Source organism: Dickeya sp. NCPPB 3274 (genome assembly GCF_000406205.1).
GTDB lineage: Bacteria > Pseudomonadota > Gammaproteobacteria > Enterobacterales > Enterobacteriaceae > Dickeya > Dickeya fangzhongdai.
This window is the reverse complement of the sequence record NZ_CM001979.1, coordinates 4173480-4195538: the sequence shown is the minus strand read 5'-3', so window position 1 is coordinate 4195538 and position 22059 is coordinate 4173480. Positions and strand designations below refer to the sequence as shown.

Sequence of the window (22059 nt, the reverse complement as noted above, 5' to 3'; positions counted from 1 at the left end):
CATGACATCATGACGGCTGGTTTTCGCTGGTATTCTCTCCGGCCAGCGAAGCCAGTCGTTTTAATATTTTCTGTAGTCGTTCCGGACTTTGCTCCGCCAGCCCCTTTAATATTTCCGCACTCTGCGCACTGAGAATTCGTGTCGTTGTCACCGTGGTTTCATCTGTCGGTGCAATGGTATGGGTTTTCTCGTTTTCATGCATTTTTGCGGCCAGCGCTGGATTAATCCTGATGTCGATTGCCGCCAATGATGGTAGTATTTGTGCGCGCAGAGCGGAAAGCAGGGCAGGTTGTTCATAACGTAACCGCATCAGCCAGTTGGCGCCGGCGGTTTCCAGTACCAGCAGACCATGACGATAGTTGGCCACTCGGCAGTACGAGCGCAGCGCTGTCGGCAACAGGGCATGCACCGCCCGATTGAGTTTCAGCAGTGCGAGCGCACGTTGTTGAATATCATGCAGCGGGCCTGATCCGGCTTGCGATGCGCCATCGAAAAATGACTCCAGTGATTGTGGACGGTTATCACGCATAACGCAGGCTCCGACGGAAAGAAACTTGTGATTGGTATTTTAAATCGTTGGCGACAATTTGGCAGACGTTATTTCTGGCCTCACCTGCTGCTGGGGATGGTCGCGGCGACGCTCGGCCTGCCTGCCAACTTCACCGAATCACGCGATGCCTCTACCGCACCTAATTCCGCATCGGCGATCAGTCGTCCGAACGTATCTTATTTCAATCTCACCGATCTGGCGGCATTAAAAGATTCCCGTCGCCGTTCGCCATTCAGTAATGATTTCTGGCATCAGCATGCCATCCGCACGGTGATTCGTCACCTGTCGTTTGCTTTTACGCCACCCGTTACCGTGGTTGAGGCGACGGAGGCTTCCCGGCTACATCATCAGGTATTGCTGGAAACGCTGAATGCGTTGCTGACGCGCGAGGCGACACCGCACGCTTCTGCCGGTGCCGATCTGGTGCCGACTCATGTTTCACCTTCCCATCATACCGGCCTATGGCTGGCGCAGGTTCAGGGCATTCGTGCCGGGCCGCGCGCCTGACTTCGATAGTATGCTGCTCTATGGCAAGTAGCCGTAGATTCCTTTTCTGATGTCGTGCCAGCATCGATGGACTGGCATTGTTGAGATTAAAATTACTATGTTAATCAAGTTATTGACCAAAGTTTTCGGTAGCCGTAATGACCGTGCGTTGCGCCGTATGCGCAAAATTGTGGATGTGATCAATCGCCTCGAACCGGACATGGAGAAACTCTCCGACGATGAGCTGAAGGCGAAAACTCAGGCATTTCGTGACCGTATCAAGAAGGGCGAAACCCTGGAGTCGCTGCTGCCGGAAGCCTTCGCTGTGGTGCGTGAAGCCAGTAAGCGTGTTTTTGGCATGCGCCACTTCGACGTACAGCTGATCGGCGGTATGGTGTTGAATGAGCGCTGCATCGCGGAAATGCGTACCGGTGAAGGTAAAACCCTGACCGCAACCCTGCCGGCGTACCTCAATGCCCTGACTGGCCGGGGCGTGCATGTGGTGACCGTCAACGACTATCTGGCCCAGCGTGACGCCGAAAATAACCGCCCGCTGTTTGAATTCCTGGGGCTGACTGTCGGCATCAACCTGCCGGGTATGCCGGCGCCGGCCAAGCGTGAAGCCTACGCTGCCGATATTACCTACGGCACTAACAACGAATACGGTTTCGACTACCTGCGCGACAACATGGCGTTCAGCCCGGAAGAGCGTGTGCAGCGCGAACTGTATTACGCGCTGGTGGACGAAGTGGACTCCATCCTCATCGATGAAGCGCGTACCCCGCTGATTATTTCTGGTCCGGCGGAAGACAGCTCCGAACTTTATATGCGGGTAAACAAAATCATCCCGCACCTGATCCGTCAGGATAAAGAGGATTCTGACACTTTCCAGGGCGAAGGCCATTTCTCGGTGGATGAGAAAGCCCGTCAGGTTAACCTGACCGAACGCGGTCTGGTCAAAATCGAAGAGTTGCTGGTGAACGGCGGCATTATGGAAGAAGGCGAGTCGCTGTATTCGCCGGCCAACATTATGCTGATGCACCACGTGACGGCGGCGTTGCGCGCTCATGTGCTGTTTACCCGCGACGTCGACTACATTGTGAAAGACGATGAAGTCATTATCGTTGACGAGCATACCGGCCGTACCATGCAGGGGCGTCGCTGGTCCGATGGTTTGCACCAGGCGGTGGAAGCCAAGGAAAACGTCAAGATCAATAACGAGAACCAGACGCTGGCCTCGATCACTTTCCAGAACTACTTCCGTATCTATGAGAAGCTGGCCGGGATGACCGGTACGGCAGATACCGAAGCGTTCGAATTCAGCTCGATTTATAAGCTGGACACTATCGTCGTGCCGACCAACCGCCCAATGATCCGTAAGGATCTGCCGGATCTGGTATACATGACCGAGCAGGAAAAAATCGGCGCCATCATTGAAGATATCAGAGAGCGTACCGCCAAGGGGCAGCCGGTGCTGGTGGGGACCATTTCCATCGAAAAATCCGAAGTGGTATCGCATGCACTGACCAACGCCGGCATCAAACACAACGTGCTGAACGCTAAATTCCATGCGATGGAAGCGGATATCGTGGCGCAGGCCGGGCGTTCGGGAGCGGTGACCATCGCCACCAACATGGCGGGCCGTGGTACCGATATCGTGCTGGGCGGCAGCTGGCAGGCGGAAGTGGCGCAACAGGAAAATCCGGACGAAGCCCAAATCGCCGCCATTAAAGCTGAATGGCAACAACGTCATGATGAAGTGCTGGCTGCAGGCGGTCTGCACATTATCGGCACCGAACGTCATGAATCCCGCCGTATCGACAACCAGTTGCGTGGTCGTTCCGGCCGTCAGGGCGACCCGGGTTCTTCCCGTTTTTACCTGTCGATGGAAGATGCGCTGATGCGTATTTTTGCGTCGGATCGCGTTTCCAACATGATGCGTAAACTGGGGATGAAGGAAGGCGAAGCGATTGAGCATCCGTGGGTGACCAAGGCGATCGCCAATGCGCAACGCAAGGTGGAAAACCGTAACTTCGACATTCGTAAACAGCTGCTTGAGTACGATGATGTGGCCAATGACCAACGTCGCGCTATTTATACTCAGCGCAACGAGCTGTTGGATGCATCTGATATCAGCGAAACCATCAACAGCATTCGTGAAGACGTGTTCAAGGTCACCATTGATGCCCATATCCCGCCGCAGTCTCTGGAGGAAATGTGGGATATTCCGGGGCTGGAACAGCGTCTGAAAAATGACTTTGACCTCGAACTGCCGATCGCCGAATGGCTGGACAAGGAGCCGGATCTGCACGAAGAGACGCTGCGGGAACGTATCTACGCGCAGGCGGTGGAAGTGTATGGTCGTAAGGAAGAAGTGGTCGGCAGCGATGTCATGCGCAACTTCGAGAAAGGCGTGATGCTGCAGACGCTGGATTCGCTGTGGAAAGAACATCTGGCGGCGATGGACTATCTGCGTCAGGGGATTCATCTGCGCGGGTATGCGCAGAAAGATCCGAAACAGGAATACAAGCGCGAGTCGTTCGCCATGTTTGCTGCTATGCTGGAAGGCCTCAAGTATGAAGTGATCAGCACCCTGAGTAAGGTTCAGGTGCGGATGCCGGAAGAAATCGAAGCGTTGGAACAGCAGCGCCGTGAAGAAGCCGAGCGTCTGGCCCGTCAGCAGCAATTGAGCCATCAGGATGAAGCGGCTACCGGTTCACCTTATGCCGATCGCAAGATCGGACGTAACGACCCATGCCCGTGCGGCTCCGGCAAAAAATACAAACAGTGCCACGGTCGCCTGCAGAAATAAGGCCGGTAACGTAGCGATATATCAAATAAAAGGCGGTCATTGACCGCCTTTTCACTGGTTGAAAGGATAATGATGCAAAAAACTTTATCTGTGGCGGTAGGGATTATCCGGAATCCGCAGCGAGAGTTCTTCATCGCCTGTCGCCCGGCCGGGGTGCACATGGCCGGTAAATGGGAGTTTCCCGGCGGCAAGGTCGAAGAAGGTGAAACGCCGGAGCAGGCGCTGGTGCGAGAACTGCATGAAGAAGCGGGGATTGAGGTGATCAATCCAAAACCGCTGGACAGCAAAACGTTTTCGGCGGGCGAACGCCTGATTACGTTGCATTTCTTCCTGGTGGAGCAATGGCGCGGCGAGCCGTATGGTCGTGAAGGCCAACCCTCGCGCTGGCTGACGGCTGACGAACTGGATGAAGCAGAATTTCCGCCCGCCAACGCCGAGATGATTCGTCGTCTGAAGGCGGATATCGCCTAAATTCCAGCCGGGGTTTGCCGTACTGCCGGCGATTCATGCGCTGGAGCCGGTATGAATCGCGGTGCGAAATGGCAATAAGCGAATACCGGATTAGTAGCGAATGCCGAAAATTAGTAGCGAATGCCGGATTAATGCTGTGTTTCGCTCCAGGCGTCGCTGTCGGATACATCTTCCGCGCTGGGAATACGTTTTTCCTCGTCGGCCCATTCCCCCAGATCGATCAACTGGCAACGTTTGCTGCAAAACGGCCGATAAGGGCTATTTTCGCTCCATTCCACCGGTTTGGCGCAGGTGGGGCATTTTACAACGGTCATCTTGTTATCCTCGGTATGGTTATCTCCAGAAAACAGCTCTCGCTTAGCAACAAGCCAGTTCGAATGCCAGTCGCGCAGGTATTTGCCCATCGCTATCCAGCGGTAGGAAACGGATGGCGTAACGGGTCTTGTGACCAGATATTTGCGGATAGATCTGGTGCTCAAGACCAATCCGTAAACGTAACAGGTCGGCGTCGATCGCATTATCCTGATAGAAACCGTTAAGGCTGATTTGTTCCTTGAAGGCGCCCGCATGGCGGATCAATTCCAGTATGCTGTCGAGCGAGCGCTTCAACGGCGATACACTGTCCAGCCAGATGCTGGTCTGCCACTGTTTTTGTTCTGGCAACTGGTGTAACCAGATATGCAGTGTGGGCAGGTCAAAACTGCAACATCCGCCCGGCAGGCTCAGGCGCTGCCGAACCATACCGATCAACTTGTCTTCACGCAACCCTTGCCCCATGCGCGGAGCGGCAATCAGTTCGCCCGACAGGTTTCGTAGCTTCTGACGCAGCGTGTTAATGCGCTCAATATCCGCTTCCGGCAATTCGGCCCACTGCGCCAGTTTTTGTTGCTGACGTTCCAGCTCTTTCAGCAGGTCGGGGCGGGCGTCCCCGCGTTCGAGAATATCCAGCAATTCCGCCACCGCGCGGAAGAAGGTCAGGGCAACGCCAATATCCTTCAACGCGTGGTTGTCGTACATCTGTTGCAGCAAAAACTCCAGGCGTAGCCAGGTACGCATTTTTTCATTCAGCGGATATTCAAAAAGAACTGTTGAGGAAACGTCACTCATTATGGGTCGTCCTGTCAGTTGCGGATGTAGCCAGCGCCAGATAATGCTGATGCAGAGCGGCAATCCGCGGAGCGAGTACGCTCGGATTGCTATTATTATCGATAATATCATCGGCGCAGGCTAACCGCTGTTCGCGGCTGGCCTGCGACGCCAGAATGTTTTGCGCCTGAGCGCGGGAAACGCCATCCCGGGCCATGGTGCGTTGCAATTGCGTCTCCAGGGGAACATCCACCACCAGAATGCGCTGCGCCTGCCCCTGAAGCTGATTTTCCACCAGCAGGGGCACCACCCATAACGCATAAGGGGTGGTGACGGCCGCCAACTGACGCCGGGTCTCCTGGTGGATCAACGGATGCAGCAAGGCGTTGAGCCAGCGTTTGTCCTCCGGGCTGGAAAAAATGCGTTCTCGCAGGGCGCTTCGGTTCAGCGCGCCGTCTGGCTGTAATATCTCCCGGCCAAAATATTCAACAATGGCTGCCAGAGCGGGCTGCCCGGGAGAAACCACCTGGCGGGCGATTACGTCCGCATCGACAATGGTGGCGCCTAGCGTTGCAAAGCCCTGAGCAACCGTACTTTTTCCGCTGCCTATACCGCCTGTCAGCGCGACGATGTATGCCATGGTAATCAACTGGAAATGGCTGGGTAAATTTACCGGATTCTAGCCCAAATCGAGGGAAAATCGCAGTCTTGCCGCCGGATTATTCGGGCGTATGATCATTATGAATTGGTGCTTATCGCCCGTTCCTTCCCTGACCATCATTCTCACTTCATCAGGTCGTTTATCATGCGTATTGAAGAAGATATCAAGTTGGGTTTTAAAGATGTGCTGATCCGCCCCAAACGTTCTACGTTGAAGAGCCGATCAGACGTGGAGTTGACGCGTGAGTTTGCCTTTTTGCACGCCGGCGGCGACTGGTCCGGCGTGCCGATTATTGCAGCCAACATGGACACGGTGGGTACGTTCCAGATGGCGCGGGTTCTGGCGTCATTTGAGCTGCTGACCGCCGTACACAAACACTATTCGGTAGCCGAGTGGCGGCAGTTTATCGAGAGTACGCCCGACGCCGTTTTACGTCATGTGATGGTATCGAGCGGTACGTCTGACGGTGATTTCGAGAAAATGACGCAGATTCTGGCGTTATCGCCGGCTCTGAAATTTATCTGCATTGATGTGGCTAACGGGTATTCGGAGCATTTCGTCAATTTTGTGCAGAAGGCGCGTGAAGTCTTTCCGGACAAAGTGATTTGTGCCGGTAACGTGGTAACCGGGGAAATGGTAGAAGAGCTGCTATTGTCAGGGGCGGATATTGTCAAAGTGGGTATTGGTCCCGGTTCGGTCTGTACTACGCGAGTGAAAACCGGCGTTGGTTATCCGCAGTTATCGGCGGTTATCGAGTGCGCTGATGCCGCGCATGGGCTGGGCGGGCAGATTGTCAGCGACGGCGGCTGTAGCGTGCCGGGCGATGTCGCCAAAGCCTTTGGCGGCGGCGCCGACTTCGTGATGCTGGGCGGGTTACTGGCGGCTCATGAAGAGAGCGGCGGCGATATCATTGAGGAAGATGGCCGCAAAATGATGCTGTTTTACGGCATGAGTTCCGCCTCGGCGATGGAGCGGCATGTCGGCGGCGTTGCCGATTACCGTGCCGCGGAAGGCAAGACGGTGCGTTTGCCGTTGCGCGGTCCGGTAGAACATACCGTGCGCGATATTCTCGGTGGGCTGCGTTCCGCCTGCACTTACGTGGGCGCCGCGCGGCTGAAAGAACTGACCAAACGTACTACTTTCATTCGGGTTGCCGAGCAGGAAAACCGGGTGTTTAACGGTTGATCCCCTGCTGATGATATACCCCAAATATTCAAGTGGCAGGAACGCTAACGCGCCGGCAACCTGAAGTATGACGAGTACCTGAAGTATGGCGAGTATATGTACTGGCGGGTTTAGGCGCCTGCCAGTACATTCCCTAACTGGAAAATCGGCAGATACATGGCGATAACCAATGTTCCCACCAGCCCGCCGACGATGACCAGCAACAGCGGCTCCAGCGTTTGTGTCAGTGTGTCCGCAAATTGCCGGGTATGGTTCTCATACCAGCTTGCTAGCCGGGCGAATAGTTGATCCAGCGCGCCGGTTTCCTCCCCGACGCTGACGAGTTGATGGCAAGGGGCAGGATAGAGCCAGGGATCATCATGGATAGCTTGTCCGAGCGGAATGCCTTGTTCAAGCTGGCTTTTGATCTCAGCGAGCGATTGCCGATAAACCGGGTTATTCAGTGTTGCGGCGGCACTCAGGCCGGAAGGTAGCGTTAATCCCGCCTGCTGCGTCATTGCCAGAGTATGAAAGATTTGGCTCAGGCAATGGCCTCGTACCAGTGTGGATAGCAGCGGCAGCTTCAACAGTAGCCGCTGCTCTCGCTTTTGCCATTCCACTTTTTGTCGGCGTATCTGCCGGTAGCCCAGCAATATCACCACGGGAAGAGTGACGAGCAACGTACCGTGACGACTCAGCGTATCCGATAATCCCAGCATCATGCGGGTCAGCCAGGGGAGCGGCGCATCAAAGGAGGCGTACAACCCGGCGAATTCCGGTAAGACCAGCGTTAACATCAGCAGTGCGACGAGCAGCCCTACTGTAATCACAAAGGCCGGATAGCGCAGGGCTTTGACCACTTTCCCGGTTAGTTGACGCTGGTTTTCCTGATAGTTTGCCAGTCGGGCGCAACAGTCATCCAGTTTCCCGGTCAGTTCGCCGACAGCCACCAGCGAACTACACATCACCGGAAAGACGGCGGGATAATCGGTTAATACTTCTGAGAATGCCCGCCCCTGGGACACCTGTAAGCGAATTTCCTGCAACAGGCAGCGCCAGCCTGCTTTTTCGTGCTGACGGCCCAGCAGGTCTAATGCATCCAGCAATGGCAGCCCGGCCTGCAGCAATGTCGCCAGTTGCCGGATGATGACCGATAGCTGGGGGCCGCGCCAGTAACGCGACGTTAGGTATTGCCCGGTTTTGAGGCGCAGCGGCTGGTAGCCGAGCTCCAGCAGATACTGGTAAATCTCATCCCGGCTAGTACCGATGCGTTCACCGGCGCAGAATTCGCCATCACCGCGAAGCGCTTGCCAGTAATAGAGTTTTTGTACCGCCATCATTCGCCCTTATTCAATACGGTCGCCCACCACCCGATAGACTTCCTCCAGCGAGGTGATGCCTTCGTGAACCAGCGACAGCCCGGCGGATAGCAGCCCGGTTTCCTGTTGCTGGTAGCCGTACCTGACCGCTATCGGACCATGATGTGGAACTAGTCAACGCCTGCTGAAGCGCTGGCGTGACTGGCAGCAGTTCATAAAGCGCTGCACGGCCGTAGTAACCGGAGAAGCAGTGTTCGCACCCTGTCGCTCGCCACTGTCGTAACGGGCCTTGCCACAGATTATCGGGCAAGGTTGCGACATCCTCGGACAACTGGCGGCAATGTGGGCACAATCGCCTGACCAGTCGCTGGGCTATCACCAGCTTGAGCGCGGCAGCCAGCAGATAACCGGGAATCCCCAGATGCCCCAGGCGGGCCAGCGTGTCGGCGGCGGAATTGGTATGCAGGGTAGACAGTACCAGATGGCCGGTTTGTGCTGCTTTGACGGCAATTTCTGCGGTTTCAGCATCGCGAATTTCGCCAATCATGATCACGTCCGGATCCTGGCGCAGCAGGGCACGCAGTACCCGGGCGAAATCCAACTGGCTTTGGGCATGGATAGCGGTTTGATTGATGCCGGCCAGCGGAATTTCAACGGGATCCTCCACGCTGCAAATATTACGGCTGACGTCGTTCAGCCAGCGGATAGCGCTGTACAGTGTGAACGTCTTGCCGCTGCCGGTAGGGCCGGTAACCAGAATCAGCCCTTGCGGCAAACTCAGCGTCCGTTTGAATTGCTGCAACGCGCGGGCTGACAGGCCCAGTGCATCCAGTTCCAGGGCCTGCTGCTGTGTCTGCAGTACTCTCAGCACCACTTTCTCACCGCCCTGAACCGGCAACGTGGCGATGCGCAGCGAGTAGGCGTGCTGATCCAGCCGCAGGCTGAACTGGCCGTCCTGCGGCAAACGTCGCTCGGCGATATTGAGTTTTCCCATGATTTTGAGCCGTGCGATCAGCCGACCGGCCAAAGAATCCGGTGCGGACGGGATTTCATGCAAGACCCCGTCAATACGTAATCTGATGCGGTAACCGGTAGGCAACGGTTCGAAATGGATATCAGAGGCGCGCCGCTGGATCGCCAGTTTCAGCGTCTGATTGATGAACTGGACCACCGGCGCATCATCGGATTCGTCGAGCATGGTTGCATCGGGCTGATAAGGCGCGATGGTTTCTTCGGCCTGCGGCGACGTGAGCTGCTGTTCCAGTCGCGCGGCGGGCCATTGCTCAACCAGAACTCGCCGGTGACTGGCGAAACGCAGCGCGGCAACCAGTTCCTCCGCCACCGGGCCTGCCACGGCGATAGAAACCACCTGCTCATCCATATCCAGCAGCAGGGCGTGGTAGCGCCGACAAAGTAATTGCAGTTCATGCTGTAACGCGTTGTGAGCCATGATGATCATCCGCCTGTAGCGTCAAAACGAAAGACGTCTTCACATGCCTGACGCAGGCTATCTGCGTTGGCGCCGGTCTGGCAGGCTCTCGTCCAACGGGAGGCGCCGTTCTGAGCATCCAGCGTGGGCGTCATGACGATGCTCAGCCCCTGGAGGGTCGACTGGCCGGTCAGGGTAATGATGCCCTGATTGACCGTGACCGCGCTGACATAACGCGATGTGGTTGGCGTTGGAATTCCCTGGCTGCCTGCACTGCACCCATCCAGTCCCGCGTTACTGAGGCTGCAGAGATCTACGGCGGTTTTATAAGCGCTCATGGTTTGCAGCATGTCGGTCATGGCGGCTTTTTGCAGATAGCCCTGATACGCCGGGATCCCCAGCGCGCTCAGGATGGCGATGATGACAATGACCACCATCAGTTCAATCAGTGAAAATCCTTGTTGTGTCATGTTATTGGTTCCCTGGTGTGGCTGGTGGCGGCAGGATAACGACAAGGGGCATGGCTGGCGACGGCCATGTTTTCAATCAGGAATCCGCTACGAAAACCGGGAGTGCAACGATTGGTGGTTGCAGAAAACAGGCGCGCTCGCTCGCAAAATGATGGGGTAAAGCGAAAGATGTGTTAGTGAAACGGCCAGAGAGGAAGCAGGATAACCACCAACCCGGAGATGCCGGGCTGATGGAGTAGAGCCATGATGGAGCGAGAAGAACTAACTGAAACGCATCGACAGATCGAGCGCCTGCACATGCTTGGTCAGCGCGCCCACCGAGATATAGTCAACGCCGGTGGCGGCGTAATCCGGCAACGTTTGCAGCGTCACGTTGCCGGACACTTCCAGCAGCGCACGGCCATGCGTCAGCGTTACCGCTTCGCGGATGCTTTCCAGCGTGAAGTTGTCCAGCATGATGATATCCGCGCCGGCGCTCAGCGCTTGCTGCAGTTCATCCAGCGTTTCCACTTCGACTTCCACCGGCACATCGCTACGCAACCGGAAGGCTTGCTCGACGGCCTGTTTGATGGAGCCGGCGGCGATAATGTGGTTTTCCTTAATCAGAAACGCATCCGACAGGCCAAGGCGGTGGTTGCTACCGCCGCCGCACAGTACCGCGTATTTGAGCGCTGTGCGCAGGCCGGGCAACGTTTTGCGAGTGTCCAGCAATCGGGTAGGGGTACCTGCCAGCTGCGCTACATAGCGGCTGACTTCGGTTGCCACGCCGGACAGTGTTTGCAGGAAATTCAGGGCGGTGCGTTCACCGGTCAGCAGTATGCGGGAAGGGCCGTGCAGACGGCACAGCGGCTGGTTTTCCGTCAGAACGTCGCCGTCGCGGACCAGCCAGTCAATGGCAATGTGGCCGCCCAACTGACGAAACACCTCGTCAAGCCAGCGCTGCCCGCAGAAAACGCCGGCTTCGCGGGTAATGATTACCGCGTTGGCCTGCGTTTCCGCTGGTAACAGCTGCGCGGTGATATCGTGCTCCGGGTTGACTTCGCCACCCAGGTCTTCACGTAATGCCAGACTTACGCTGACGGGGATATCCAGCTCAATGCGGCTGAACAGTTCAACCTGACGCTGTTCCTGACTATAACGACGTGTTGTCATCATTTTACTCCGACGGAAATCCGGAATTCGTGCCACCCGCTGATTAGTAGGCGGTGTTTACATTAAATATCTATGTGATTCAATGTATTGTCTTGAACTCTTTGGTATCCCGGCCATGACCGGGATACGCAATGGTGGAGGATCAGAAGTTGTAACCGGCCACCAGATAATAGCCCCATCCAGTGGAGCGGACATTAAACGGACCGCGGCCGAAATCCAGCTCGGTGCCATCGGCCCACTGGCCGCCATTATGGAAGTAACGGGCGACTACCGAGTAGTGCCAGTGATCATAATTCAGCGCCAGAATATGGCTGGAGGCAATCGCATTGCTGGTGCGGGACGGACCGGCGTTATTAGCCAGATCGGAACCGAAGTCGAAGTTGGTGAAGCCGATATAAGTCAGCTTGCCGCCCCACAATGAGGTAATCGGGTAGAAGTATTTGATTTTGAAGCGGTAGCCATCCCAGCGATCTTCATTCGGCGCGCCGTAGTTTTGCCACTGGTACTTGGCATAGATATTGGCGGACAGCGACAGATCTGTTCCGGTATTGATATCGGTTCCCAGACCTACGTACCAGGTGCTCTGGCGTGAGTCGTTATTTTGCCCTTGATCGTAAATGATGTTGTTGGCGACGTACCACTCTTTGAATGGCCCGAAGCCCAGTTGGGTGTTGGTCAGCTTATCAATGGAAAAGCGCGGTTCGATCTCCATGAACAGCGGAGAGCCTTTATCCCAGATGCCGCGATCTGGCGTGTTGCCGGCGCCAAAAACTTTCGGTACGTCGACGTAGCCATAGAAATCAAACCAGTCCTTATGGGCGAAAGCTTCATATTCCAGATACAAATCATTGTTTAACTGAGGTCCGAAACGGGTGTGATAGCTGCCCACCACATTGACGCTCTGGTGCCACCAGTCGGAGAGATATTGCGGGGAATTCCCATCGGCAAGGGTGGGTAAACTGTATGACAGTGTGCTGAGTGCACAGGCGGCAAGGATTTTTTTCATGGCGATTCTCTGTATTGCCAGAACCGTTGTCAGCCGACTGGCATGCCTGCCGGGTCAGCGGATAGCGATTCGGACCGTGATAATAGAACTGTGATAACAAACATAAGTGCTGAAAAACTTTCCGGCGATGCGCAGTGACGAAAACGTTTGCCTGTTGTGGCACGCACGTCGGGTGCCTGTCGGAAAGAAGGGGCGCAGCATACCAGAAGAAGAGAAGAACATCATGATTTGTGTGCGTATCCTGACATGGCGCCGGCGGATAAGCCGGAATGGTTTTTTTAACACGTCAGGAACATGATGGATGCGGTAAGATGGTCGCATGATCAGTGCGATCAGTCGGTTAGATTACGTAACGCCTTGTCCGGATTGGGCCGGATATAAACAGGCTGGATGGGCAACGATAGTTTGCTGAATGGCAGGTCAGATTAAAGGAGCGTTGATGGAATTGGAACATGGCTGGCTGACAGACGTCAGGCGCGTTCTGTCGCCGCATCAGGACGACCGTCCGGAAGGTGAGTCGCCTTCTCTGCTGGTGATTCACAACATCAGCCTGCCTCCGGGCGAATTCGGCGGGCCTTATATCGATCAACTGTTTACCGGTACGCTGGATGGGGGAGAACATCCCTATTTTGCCTCGATATGCCATCTGCGGGTGTCGGCGCACTGCCTGATCCGCCGCGACGGTGAAATCGTACAGTACGTGGCGTTCGGTCAGCGGGCCTGGCATGCCGGGGTGTCGCAGTTTGAAGGACGGGAGCGTTGTAACGATTTCGCCATCGGCATTGAACTGGAAGGCACCGATACGCTGCCGTTTACCACTGAACAGTATGCCCGGCTGGCGGAAGTGACTCGCCTGTTGAGCGCAACCTATGGCATTACGCCGAAACGCATTACCGGACATAGCGATATCGCGCCGGGACGCAAGACCGACCCCGGTCCCATGTTCGACTGGGCGCGGTATCAACGGTTATGGCAGACACAGCCGGAACAAGGGGAGTAACCACTGATGACGTTGTTTAGCCTATTGCTGGTTCTGGGGTGGGAGCGGTTGTTTAAACGTGGCGACCATTGGCAACTGGATCACCATCTGGAACGGGTGTTCCGTCATCTTTCCGCGCCATCGCTGGTACAGACCTTGCTGCTGACTATCGCTGGAATGGCGATAGTGCTGGCGGCGCAGTGGCTGCTTAGCGGATGGCTGTTTGGCTTGCCGCTGTTGCTCTTATGGATTGCGGTTGGGTTGCTGTGCATCGGTGCCGGGGAAACGCGGCAGCACTATCATCGCTATATTCAGGCCGCCCAGCGCGGCGAAGCGAACGCCTGCCGGGAAATGGCCGAGGAACTGGCGCTGATTCACGGCCTGCCGCTGGATGCCAGCGAACGTGAACGGCTAAGGGAATTGCAGAACGCGTTGCTATGGCTGAATTTCCGCTTTTATCTGGCGCCGTTGTTCTGGTTTGTGGCTGCCGGCCCTTATGGCCCGGTGGCGCTGGTCGGTTACGCGGTGTTGCGCGCACGGCAGTGCTGCCTGGCCCGGCATCACACGCCGCTGGAGCGGGCAAATTCCGGCGTCGATACTTTATTGCACTGGCTGGACTGGATCCCGGTGCGGTTGGCCGGCGCGGCTTATGCGCTGCTGGGGCATGGCGAGAAGGCGCTGCCGGCCTGGTTTGCCGCGATGATGGACGTGCGTTCTTCCCAATACTGGGTACTGACGCAACTGGCGCAATTTTCACTGGAGCGGGAGACGCATAGCGATCCGATTTCCACACCGAGGGCGGCGGTGTCGCTGGCGAAGAAGGTAACGCTGGTGCTGGTTGTCGTCGTAGCGTTGCTGACTATCTACGGTACGTTGGTATAACGCGCGGCAAGGTGAAAACATCATGGCCGCCGACGCGGCCATGATAGTTGCGTTGCGGATTAACGACGCTTTTTGAAACGATAGCCGATGCCCAGCACCGCCAGCCAGACCGGGATCAGCAAGACGGAGATCTGGATTCCCGGCGTCAGGTACATGATCACCAGAATACCGGCCATAAAAGCCAGGCACAGGTAGTTGCCGAACGGGAACCACAGCGCTTTGAAGCGGGTCTGTACCCCTTCGCGTTCTTTACTGGCGCGGAATTTCAGGTGCGCCAGACTGATCATCGCCCAGTTGATGACCAGGGCGGACACCACCAGCGCCATCAGCAGTTCAAACGCTTTGCCGGGCAACACATAGTTGATCAGCACACACAGCGCGGTTGCCAGCGCGGAAATGCCAATCGCCACCACCGGCACGCCGCGACGGTCGACTTTCAGCAGCGATTGCGGGCCATTCCCCTGTTTAGCCAAACCGTACAGCATGCGGCTGTTGCAGTAGACGCAGCTGTTGTAAACCGACAGCGCCGCCGTCAGCACCACGATATTCAGGATATTGGCGACCAGCTCACTATTCAGCGCATGGAAAATCATCACGAACGGGCTACCGCCTTCCACCACTTTACCCCACGGATAGAGCGACAGCAGAACGGTCAGTGAGCCGATATAGAAAATCAGGATGCGATAGATAACCTGGTTGGTGGCGCGGGGAATGCTTTCTTCCGGTTTGTCCGCTTCTGCGGCGGTAATACCCACCAGCTCCAGCCCGCCGAAAGAGAACATAATCACCGCCATCGCCATAACCAGACCGACGACGCCGTTGGGGAAGAAACCGCCTTGCGCCCAGAGATTGGTGATGGTGGCTTCCGGTCCGCCGTGACCGCTCATCAGCAGCCAGCCGCCGAACGCGATCATGCCGACAATCGCCACTACCTTGATAATCGCAAACCAGAATTCCAGTTCGCCGTACATTTTCACATTGGCGAGGTTAATGGCGTTAATCAGCACAAAGAACACCGCAGCGGAAACCCAGGTGGGAATACCCGGCCACCAGTATTGAACGTAGATGCCGACGGCGCTCAGTTCCGCCATCGCCACCAGCACATAGAGCACCCAGTAGTTCCAGCCGGAAGCGAAACCCGCGAAGTTACCCCAGTATTTATAGGCAAAGTGGCTGAACGAACCGGCAACCGGCTCTTCCACCACCATTTCGCCCAACTGGCGCATGATGAAAAACGCGATCAGACCGCCGATCGCATAACCCAGCAGGACGGACGGCCCGGCCATTTTGATCGTTTGCGCGATACCAAGAAACAGCCCGGTACCGACCGCACCCCCCAGAGCAATCAACTGTATGTGACGGTTTTTCAGGCCGCGTTGCAGCGTACCGTCTTGTTGATCTTGCATACTTTTACCCTCTGCCGATGAAAAGACAAACCGTTCACCGACGGTGTGGTGCGGGCTGGCGTTTGTCTTTTTACGTATGTGTAATTTTATATTTACGACGTTGACAAACCTAAATCGCCGCCAACGCTATCGCGCGTCAGAGAATAGTGATAAGCGCAGAGAATTGCACTGATTTCTTGCGAGACACGACATAAAAGTGTGATGTCATGATCGCCGTCATTTGTACGGTGTGAGGTTGCTATTTTATCGTGGCGTGGACAGGAACCGGCGAGGTTGCCTTATCCATGTCATACAGTTGCGATAGGTTAGGGATATTGCTGAATAAGACGATGACGGGTCATCACTGTTTTGAATTTTTATTCTTTTATTTTGAATAAAATTGCTAATTGTTGCAGGTTGAACGGTTCAGCTTTGCCTGATTAGGGTTTCAAAAAAGTTAAAACGTCCGGGCTTCAAGAATGGTCATACCACTGACCGATTCGTGCTTTTGCCGCAAGATTATGGGCATTTGTTAAAAAGTGAGGTGATTGGTGATTTCGCACAACGTCCGTATGGACAGAAGGTGAATACTTTGTTACTTTGTGCGTCACGTTTTTAAAATTGGTATTACCAATTGACTCCGCGCTTTTTCGCCGGGAAGAATCCACATGGCCTACAGCAAGATCCGTCAGCCCAAACTGTCAGATGTGATTGAACAGCAACTGGAGTTTCTGATCCTTGAGGGAACCTTGCGCCCCGGTGAGAAACTGCCGCCGGAACGCGAACTGGCAAAACAGTTTGATGTTTCCCGTCCCTCGCTGCGCGAGGCGATTCAACGGTTGGAAGCCAAAGGTTTGCTGTTGCGCCGTCAGGGCGGCGGCACCTTTGTGCAGAACAACCTCTGGCAGAGCGTTAGCGATCCGCTGGCGGAACTGTTGAGTAATCACCCCGAATCTCAGTTCGACCTCCTCGAAACCCGTCATGCCCTGGAAGGGATCGCCGCTTACTACGCTGCGTTACGCGGCACTGAAGAAGATCTGCAGCGCATCCGCGATTGCCATGCCCAGATTGAAACCGCGCGCGAAGCCAGTGACCTGGAAGGGGAATCCGAGGCCGTCATGCACTACCAGGTGGCGGTGACCGAGGCCACGCATAACGTAGTGCTGTTGCACCTGTTACGCTGTATGGGACCGATGCTCGAACAGAACGTCAGACAGAATTTTGAGTTGCTTTATCTGAGTCGTGAAGTCCTGACGCAGGTGAGTAGCCATCGTGCCAGGATTTTTGAGGCGATTGTCGCCCGCGAGCCGGAAAAGGCGCGCGAAGCATCACATCGCCATCTGGCATTTATTGAGGAAGTACTGCTGGAACTTAACCGGGAACATAGTCGGCGGGAACGCTCGTTGCGCCGGCTCCAGCAACGCAAGGATTAGACCGCCAGGTGGCGGTCGTGTGCGGTAACAAGACGAAGGGCCTGTCTTCCTGCGCTTTCTCCGGCAGGAACAGAACGCAGGAAGACAGGCTCCAGACAAATCCACTGATTAGAAACAGATAAGGAATACACCATGTCAGAACGTTTGAACAATGACGTGGATCCGATCGAAACGCGTGACTGGCTGCAGGCGATCGAATCGGTTATCCGTGAAGAAGGTGTTGAGCGCGCTCAGTTCCTGATTGATCAGGTACTGTCCGAAGCACGCAAAGGTGGTGTGAAAGTGGCTGCGGGCAGCGCCGGCAGCAGCTACGTTAACACCATCGCGGTTGAAGATGAGCCCGCATATCCGGGTAACCTTGATCTGGAAAGCCGTATTCGTTCCACCATCCGTTGGAACGCGATCATGACAGTTCTGCGTGCATCTAAAAAGGATCTGGAGCTGGGCGGTCACATGGCGTCTTTCCAGTCTTCCGCCACCTTCTATGAAGTGTGCTTCAACCATTTCTTCCGTGCCCGCAACGCGCAGGACGGCGGTGATTTGGTGTTCTTCCAGGGACATATTTCTCCAGGGGTTTACGCGCGTGCGTTCCTGGAAGGTCGTCTGACTGAAGATCAGATGAACAATTTCCGTCAGGAAGTTCATGGTAACGGCTTGTCCTCCTATCCGCATCCGAAGCTGATGCCGGAATTCTGGCAGTTCCCGACCGTATCAATGGGGTTGGGTCCAATCAACGCGATCTATCAGGCTAAGTTCCTGAAGTATCTTAACAATCGCGGTCTGAAAGACACCACGAAACAAACTGTCTACGCTTTCCTGGGCGACGGTGAAATGGATGAGCCGGAATCCAAGGGCGCCATCACCATCGCGACCCGTGAAAAACTGGACAACCTGGTGTTCGTCATCAACTGTAACCTGCAGCGTCTGGATGGTCCGGTCACCGGCAACGGCAAGATCATCAACGAGCTGGAGGGCATCTTCGGTGGCGCCGGCTGGGAAGTAATCAAGGTTATCTGGGGCGGCCGTTGGGACGAACTGCTGCGTAAAGACACCAGTGGTAAGCTGATTCAACTGATGAACGAAACCGTTGACGGCGACTACCAGACCTTCAAATCCAAAAACGGCGCTTACGTGCGTGAGCACTTCTTCGGCAAATACCCGGAAACCGCCGCACTGGTCAAAGACTGGACCGACGATCAGATTTGGGCACTCAACCGTGGTGGCCACGATCCGAAGAAAGTCTACGCTGCACTGAAAAAAGCGCAGGAAACCAAAGGCAAGCCGGTGGTTATCCTGGCTCATACCATCAAGGGTTACGGTATGGGCGACGCAGCCGAAGGCAAGAACATTGCTCACCAGGTCAAGAAAATCAACATGGACGGCGTGCGCTACTTCCGCGACCGTTTCAATGTGCCGGTGTCTGACGCCGATATCGAAAACCTGCCGTTCATTACCTTCAACAAAGATTCCGAAGAGTACAAATACCTGCACGAACGTCGTCAGGCGCTGGAAGGCTACCTGCCGTCCCGTCAGCCGAAGTTTGATGAAAAACTGGATCTGCCGACGCTGGAAGATTTCGGTCCTCTGCTGGAAGAGCAGACCAAAGAAATCTCCACCACCATCGCGTTTGTTCGTGCTCTGAACGTGATGCTGAAGAACCAGTCGATCAAAGACCGTTTGGTTCCGATCATCGCCGACGAAGCGCGTACCTTCGGTATGGAAGGTCTGTTCCGCCAGATCGGTATCTACAGCCCGAACGGCCAGCAGTACACCCCGCAGGACCGCGAACTGGTTGCTTACTACAAGGAAGACCAGAAAGGTCAGATCCTGCAGGAAGGCATCAACGAACTGGGCGCAGGCGCTTCCTGGCTGGCGGCGGCAACGTCTTACAGCACCAACAACCTGCCGATGATCCCGTTCTACATTTACTACTCCATGTTCGGGTTCCAGCGTATCGGCGACCTGTGCTGGGCGGCGGGCGACCAGCAGGCGCGCGGCTTCCTGGTCGGCGGCACCTCCGGTCGTACCACGCTGAACGGCGAAGGTCTGCAGCATGAAGACGGTCATAGCCACATTCAGTCGCTGACCATCCCGAACTGTATTTCCTACGACCCGGCTTTCGCTTACGAAGTTGCGGTAATCATGCATGACGGTCTGGTCCGCATGTATGGCGAAGCGCAGGAAAACGTTTACTACTACATCACGACGCTGAACGAAAACTACCACATGCCGGCTATGCCGCAGGGCGCCGAAGAAGGCATCCGCAAAGGTATCTACAAGCTGGAAACCGTGGCGGGCAGCAAAGGCAAAGTTCAGTTGCTGGGTTCCGGTTCTATCCTGCGTCACGTGCGCGAAGCCTCGCAGATTCTGGCGAAGGATTACGGCATCGGTTCCGATGTGTACAGCGTTACCTCCTTCACGGAACTGGCCCGCGACGGTCAGGACTGCGAACGCTGGAACATGCTGCACCCGACCGAAGCTCCGCGCGTACCGTACATCGCTCAGGTGATGAACGATGCACCGGCGGTCGCGTCTACCGACTATATGAAACTGTTTGCCGAGCAGGTTCGCACCTACGTTCCGGCTAGCGATTATCGCGTACTGGGCACCGATGGCTTCGGGCGTTCCGACAGCCGTGAAAACCTGCGTCACCACTTCGAAGTGGACGCGTCCTACGTGGTCGTGGCTGCGCTGGGCGAACTGGCTAAACGCGGTGAAGTTGAAAAATCCGTGGTGGCTGAAGCCATCAAGAAATTCAACATCGACCCTGAAAAAGTTAACCCGCGCGTAGCATAAGAGGGAAAGAGTAATGGCTATCGAAATCAACGTACCGGATATCGGTGCAGATGAAGTTGAAGTCACCGAAGTGCTGGTCAAAGTGGGTGACAAAGTGGAAGCCGAGCAGTCGCTGATCACTGTTGAAGGCGACAAAGCGTCCATGGAAGTGCCCTCACCGCAAGCCGGTGTGGTTAAAGAGATTAAAGTGGCGGTGGGCGACAAGGTCGCAACCGGCAAACTGATCATGGTCTTTGAAGCAGAAGGTGCGGCGGCTGCCGCACCGGCTCCGGCTGCTGCTGCACCAGCTCCTGCCGCGGTTCCGGCCGCTGCCAGCGCTGCCAAAGAAGTCGAAGTGCCGGACATCGGCGGTGACGAAGTTGAAGTGACCGACGTGATGGTAAAAGTCGGCGACACCGTGGCGGCAGAACAGTCGCTGATCACCGTTGAAGGCGATAAAGCCTCAATGGAAGTCCCGGCGCCGTTCGCCGGTACGGTGAAAGAAATTCGCATCAAGACCGGCGACAAGGTGAAAACCGGTTCGCTGATCATGGTGTTTGAGGTGGCTGGCGCTGCGCCTGCCGCAGCCCCGGCTTCGGCTGCCAGTGCCCCGGCTGCTGCTCCGGCAGTGAGCAGCGGCGCTAAAGACGTCAACGTGCCGGATATCGGCGGCGATGAAGTCGAAGTGACCGAAGTGATGGTGAAAGTCGGCGATAAAGTGGCTGCCGAGCAGTCGCTGATCACCGTGGAAGGCGACAAGGCTTCCATGGAAGTGCCGGCGCCGTTCGCGGGCACCGTCAAAGAAATCAAGGTCAGCACCGGCAGCAAGGTGAAAACCGGTACGCTGATCATGGTGTTCGAAGTAGAAGGCGCCGCCCCGGCTGCCGCTGCTCCGGTCGCTGCCGCGCCGGCACCGGCTGCCAGCGCGCCGACCGCCGCTCCTGCTGCTGCGAAAGCCGACAGCAAAGGCGAATTCGCCGAGAACGACGCTTACATTCACGCTACTCCGGTTATCCGTCGTCTGGCGCGTGAGTTCGGCGTCAATCTGGCGAAAGTCAAAGGTACCGGCCGTAAAGGTCGTATCCTGCGCGAAGACGTTCAGGCTTACGTGAAAGACGCAGTGAAACGTGCTGAGTCCGCACCGGCGGCTGGCGCTACCGGTGGTTCTCTGCCGGGTCTGTTGCCGTGGCCGAAAGTCGATTTCAGCAAGTTTGGCGAAGTCGAAGAAGTGGAACTGGGCCGTATCCAGAAGATTTCTGGCGCGAACCTGAGCCGTAACTGGGTCATGATCCCGCACGTTACGCACTTCGACAAAACCGACATCACCGATCTGGAAGCGTTCCGCAAACAGCAGAACGCAGAAGCTGAGAAGCGCAAACTGGACGTGAAGTTCACGCCGGTTGTGTTCATCATGAAAGCCGTTGCCGCTGCGCTTGAGCAGATGCCGCGTTTCAACAGTTCGCTGTCTGAAGATGCCCAACGTCTGACGCTGAAGAAATACATCAACATCGGTGTGGCGGTTGATACCCCGAATGGTCTGGTGGTTCCGGTGTTCAAAGACGTGAACAAGAAAGGCATCGTCGAGCTGTCTCGTGAACTGACGGTTATCTCCAAGAAAGCCCGTGACGGTAAGCTGACCGCAGGCGAAATGCAGGGCGGATGCTTCACCATCTCCAGCATCGGCGGCCTCGGTACCACTCACTTCGCGCCGATCGTTAACGCGCCGGAAGTGGCTATCCTGGGTGTGTCCAAGTCCGCGATGGAACCGGTCTGGAATGGTAAAGAGTTCACTCCGCGTCTGATGATGCCGATCTCTCTGTCCTTCGACCACCGTGTCATTGACGGTGCTGATGGTGCGCGCTTCATTACCATCATCAACAATACGTTGTCTGACATCCGCCGTCTGGTGATGTAATCGAAAAGCCGGCCTGACGGCCGGCTTTTTTCTGATAAGCTGTTATTTGTTACAGCTATCAGTGATTAAGGACAAATCGTTAGT

18 protein-coding genes and 1 pseudogene are annotated in these 22059 nt (G+C 55.8%); 9 read left to right on the top strand and 10 right to left on the bottom strand.

All coding sequences use genetic code 11. The features are described 5' to 3' along the window. Positions 1 to 7 precede the first annotated feature (7 nt). Positions 8 to 529: a DUF721 domain-containing protein gene (locus DXX3274_RS18715; RefSeq protein WP_042861066.1), complete on the bottom strand. Its 522-nt coding sequence runs from the start codon at positions 527 to 529 to the stop codon at positions 8 to 10. Positions 530 to 556: 27 nt separating this feature from the next. Here DXX3274_RS18715 and secM point away from each other — a divergent pair, with 27 nt between their 5' ends. The 3 genes from secM to mutT all read left to right on the top strand — a co-directional run bounded on the left by secM (position 557) and on the right by mutT (position 4319). Next, positions 557 to 1057, top strand: a complete 501-nt coding sequence (secM, locus tag DXX3274_RS18710) for a secA translation cis-regulator SecM (protein ID WP_042861065.1) — start codon at positions 557 to 559, stop codon at positions 1055 to 1057. 97 nt (positions 1058 to 1154) lie between these two features. Beyond that, positions 1155 to 3848, top strand: a complete 2694-nt coding sequence (gene secA, locus DXX3274_RS18705; RefSeq protein ID WP_042861063.1) for a preprotein translocase subunit SecA — start codon at positions 1155 to 1157, stop codon at positions 3846 to 3848. 69 nt (positions 3849 to 3917) lie between these two features. After that, positions 3918 to 4319, top strand: a complete 402-nt coding sequence (mutT, locus tag DXX3274_RS18700) for an 8-oxo-dGTP diphosphatase MutT (protein ID WP_084478828.1) — start codon at positions 3918 to 3920, stop codon at positions 4317 to 4319. A gap of 128 nt (positions 4320 to 4447) precedes the next feature. Here mutT and yacG read toward each other — a convergent pair whose 3' ends face one another. Genes yacG through coaE form a run of 3 tightly spaced genes read right to left on the bottom strand, consistent with a single transcriptional unit; the run spans position 4448 to position 6045 of the window. Beyond that, positions 4448 to 4633: a DNA gyrase inhibitor YacG gene (gene yacG, locus DXX3274_RS18695; RefSeq protein WP_042861060.1), complete on the bottom strand. Its 186-nt coding sequence runs from the start codon at positions 4631 to 4633 to the stop codon at positions 4448 to 4450. 43 nt (positions 4634 to 4676) lie between these two features. Further along, positions 4677 to 5426, bottom strand: coding sequence for a cell division protein ZapD (gene zapD / locus DXX3274_RS18690; RefSeq protein WP_042861059.1), 750 nt, complete (start codon positions 5424 to 5426; stop codon positions 4677 to 4679). After that, the gene (gene coaE, locus DXX3274_RS18685; protein ID WP_038665742.1) at positions 5419 to 6045 is read right to left on the bottom strand and encodes a dephospho-CoA kinase; all 627 of its coding nucleotides are present in this window, start codon (positions 6043 to 6045) and stop codon (positions 5419 to 5421) included. Before coaE ends, zapD begins: the two co-directional genes overlap by 8 nt. A 165-nt stretch (positions 6046 to 6210) precedes the next feature. On the opposite strand from coaE, the gene DXX3274_RS18680 reads away from it, so the two are divergent. Next, entirely contained in the window at positions 6211 to 7251 is a 1041-nt protein-coding gene (locus DXX3274_RS18680; protein WP_042861058.1) for a GMP reductase, read from the top strand. Positions 7252 to 7361: 110 nt separating this feature from the next. On the opposite strand, the gene hofC is transcribed toward DXX3274_RS18680, so the two are convergent. The 5 genes and pseudogenes from hofC to DXX3274_RS18655 form a co-directional block, all read right to left on the bottom strand. Continuing rightward, the gene (gene hofC / locus DXX3274_RS18675; protein WP_042862217.1) at positions 7362 to 8567 is read right to left on the bottom strand and encodes a protein transport protein HofC; all 1206 of its coding nucleotides are present in this window, start codon (positions 8565 to 8567) and stop codon (positions 7362 to 7364) included. Between the two features lie 9 nt (positions 8568 to 8576). After that, positions 8577 to 9999 (bottom strand): annotated as a pseudogene (gene gspE, locus DXX3274_RS18670) (type II secretion system protein GspE). Positions 10000 to 10004: 5 nt separating this feature from the next. After that, positions 10005 to 10448 (bottom strand): prepilin peptidase-dependent pilin, encoded by a 444-nt coding sequence (gene ppdD, locus DXX3274_RS18665; RefSeq protein ID WP_042861057.1) that lies wholly within the window; start codon positions 10446 to 10448, stop codon positions 10005 to 10007. 261 nt (positions 10449 to 10709) lie between these two features. Next, positions 10710 to 11600, bottom strand: coding sequence for a carboxylating nicotinate-nucleotide diphosphorylase (gene nadC, locus DXX3274_RS18660; RefSeq protein WP_042862216.1), 891 nt, complete (start codon positions 11598 to 11600; stop codon positions 10710 to 10712). A gap of 142 nt (positions 11601 to 11742) precedes the next feature. Further along, positions 11743 to 12606 (bottom strand): nucleoside-specific channel-forming protein Tsx, encoded by an 864-nt coding sequence (locus DXX3274_RS18655; RefSeq protein ID WP_042861056.1) that lies wholly within the window; start codon positions 12604 to 12606, stop codon positions 11743 to 11745. 439 nt (positions 12607 to 13045) lie between these two features. Between DXX3274_RS18655 and ampD the strand changes: the two genes are divergently transcribed. Both ampD and ampE read left to right on the top strand, forming a co-directional pair. Beyond that, positions 13046 to 13606: a 1,6-anhydro-N-acetylmuramyl-L-alanine amidase AmpD gene (gene ampD / locus DXX3274_RS18650; protein WP_042861055.1), complete on the top strand. Its 561-nt coding sequence runs from the start codon at positions 13046 to 13048 to the stop codon at positions 13604 to 13606. 6 nt (positions 13607 to 13612) lie between these two features. Beyond that, positions 13613 to 14467 carry a beta-lactamase regulator AmpE gene (gene ampE / locus DXX3274_RS18645; RefSeq protein ID WP_038665760.1) on the top strand — a complete coding sequence of 285 codons (855 nt, stop codon included), beginning with the start codon at positions 13613 to 13615 and terminating at the stop codon, positions 14465 to 14467. A gap of 59 nt (positions 14468 to 14526) precedes the next feature. On the opposite strand, the gene DXX3274_RS18640 is transcribed toward ampE, so the two are convergent. Beyond that, positions 14527 to 15873 (bottom strand): amino acid permease, encoded by a 1347-nt coding sequence (locus tag DXX3274_RS18640; protein WP_042861053.1) that lies wholly within the window; start codon positions 15871 to 15873, stop codon positions 14527 to 14529. Positions 15874 to 16520: 647 nt separating this feature from the next. Here DXX3274_RS18640 and pdhR point away from each other — a divergent pair. The 3 genes from pdhR to aceF all read left to right on the top strand — a co-directional run bounded on the left by pdhR (position 16521) and on the right by aceF (position 21975). After that, complete coding sequence (gene pdhR / locus DXX3274_RS18635; protein ID WP_038665766.1) at positions 16521 to 17285, top strand: pyruvate dehydrogenase complex transcriptional repressor PdhR; 765 nt, start codon at positions 16521 to 16523, stop codon at positions 17283 to 17285. A 132-nt stretch (positions 17286 to 17417) separates the two neighbouring features. Further along, a complete protein-coding gene (aceE, locus tag DXX3274_RS18630; protein ID WP_042861052.1) occupies positions 17418 to 20081 on the top strand; it encodes a pyruvate dehydrogenase (acetyl-transferring), homodimeric type in 2664 nt (887 codons plus the stop codon). 13 nt (positions 20082 to 20094) lie between these two features. Further along, positions 20095 to 21975, top strand: a complete 1881-nt coding sequence (aceF, locus tag DXX3274_RS18625; RefSeq protein ID WP_042861050.1) for a pyruvate dehydrogenase complex dihydrolipoyllysine-residue acetyltransferase — start codon at positions 20095 to 20097, stop codon at positions 21973 to 21975. Positions 21976 to 22059 lie beyond the last annotated feature (84 nt).

Coding starts and splice junctions, on each gene's coding strand:
- DXX3274_RS18715 (WP_042861066.1), bottom strand. CDS start 529: ATGCGTGATAACCGTCCACAATCACTGGAGTCATTTTTCGATGGCGCA.
- secA (WP_042861063.1), top strand. CDS start 1,155: ATGTTAATCAAGTTATTGACCAAAGTTTTCGGTAGCCGTAATGACCGT.
- mutT (WP_084478828.1), top strand. CDS start 3,918: ATGATGCAAAAAACTTTATCTGTGGCGGTAGGGATTATCCGGAATCCG.
- yacG (WP_042861060.1), bottom strand. CDS start 4,633: ATGACCGTTGTAAAATGCCCCACCTGCGCCAAACCGGTGGAATGGAGC.
- zapD (WP_042861059.1), bottom strand. CDS start 5,426: ATGAGTGACGTTTCCTCAACAGTTCTTTTTGAATATCCGCTGAATGAA.
- coaE (WP_038665742.1), bottom strand. CDS start 6,045: ATGGCATACATCGTCGCGCTGACAGGCGGTATAGGCAGCGGAAAAAGT.
- DXX3274_RS18680 (WP_042861058.1), top strand. CDS start 6,211: ATGCGTATTGAAGAAGATATCAAGTTGGGTTTTAAAGATGTGCTGATC.
- hofC (WP_042862217.1), bottom strand. CDS start 8,567: ATGGCGGTACAAAAACTCTATTACTGGCAAGCGCTTCGCGGTGATGGC.
- ppdD (WP_042861057.1), bottom strand. CDS start 10,448: ATGACACAACAAGGATTTTCACTGATTGAACTGATGGTGGTCATTGTC.
- nadC (WP_042862216.1), bottom strand. CDS start 11,600: ATGACAACACGTCGTTATAGTCAGGAACAGCGTCAGGTTGAACTGTTC.
- DXX3274_RS18655 (WP_042861056.1), bottom strand. CDS start 12,606: ATGAAAAAAATCCTTGCCGCCTGTGCACTCAGCACACTGTCATACAGT.
- ampD (WP_042861055.1), top strand. CDS start 13,046: ATGGAATTGGAACATGGCTGGCTGACAGACGTCAGGCGCGTTCTGTCG.
- ampE (WP_038665760.1), top strand. CDS start 13,613: ATGACGTTGTTTAGCCTATTGCTGGTTCTGGGGTGGGAGCGGTTGTTT.
- DXX3274_RS18640 (WP_042861053.1), bottom strand. CDS start 15,873: ATGCAAGATCAACAAGACGGTACGCTGCAACGCGGCCTGAAAAACCGT.
- pdhR (WP_038665766.1), top strand. CDS start 16,521: ATGGCCTACAGCAAGATCCGTCAGCCCAAACTGTCAGATGTGATTGAA.
- aceE (WP_042861052.1), top strand. CDS start 17,418: ATGTCAGAACGTTTGAACAATGACGTGGATCCGATCGAAACGCGTGAC.
- aceF (WP_042861050.1), top strand. CDS start 20,095: ATGGCTATCGAAATCAACGTACCGGATATCGGTGCAGATGAAGTTGAA.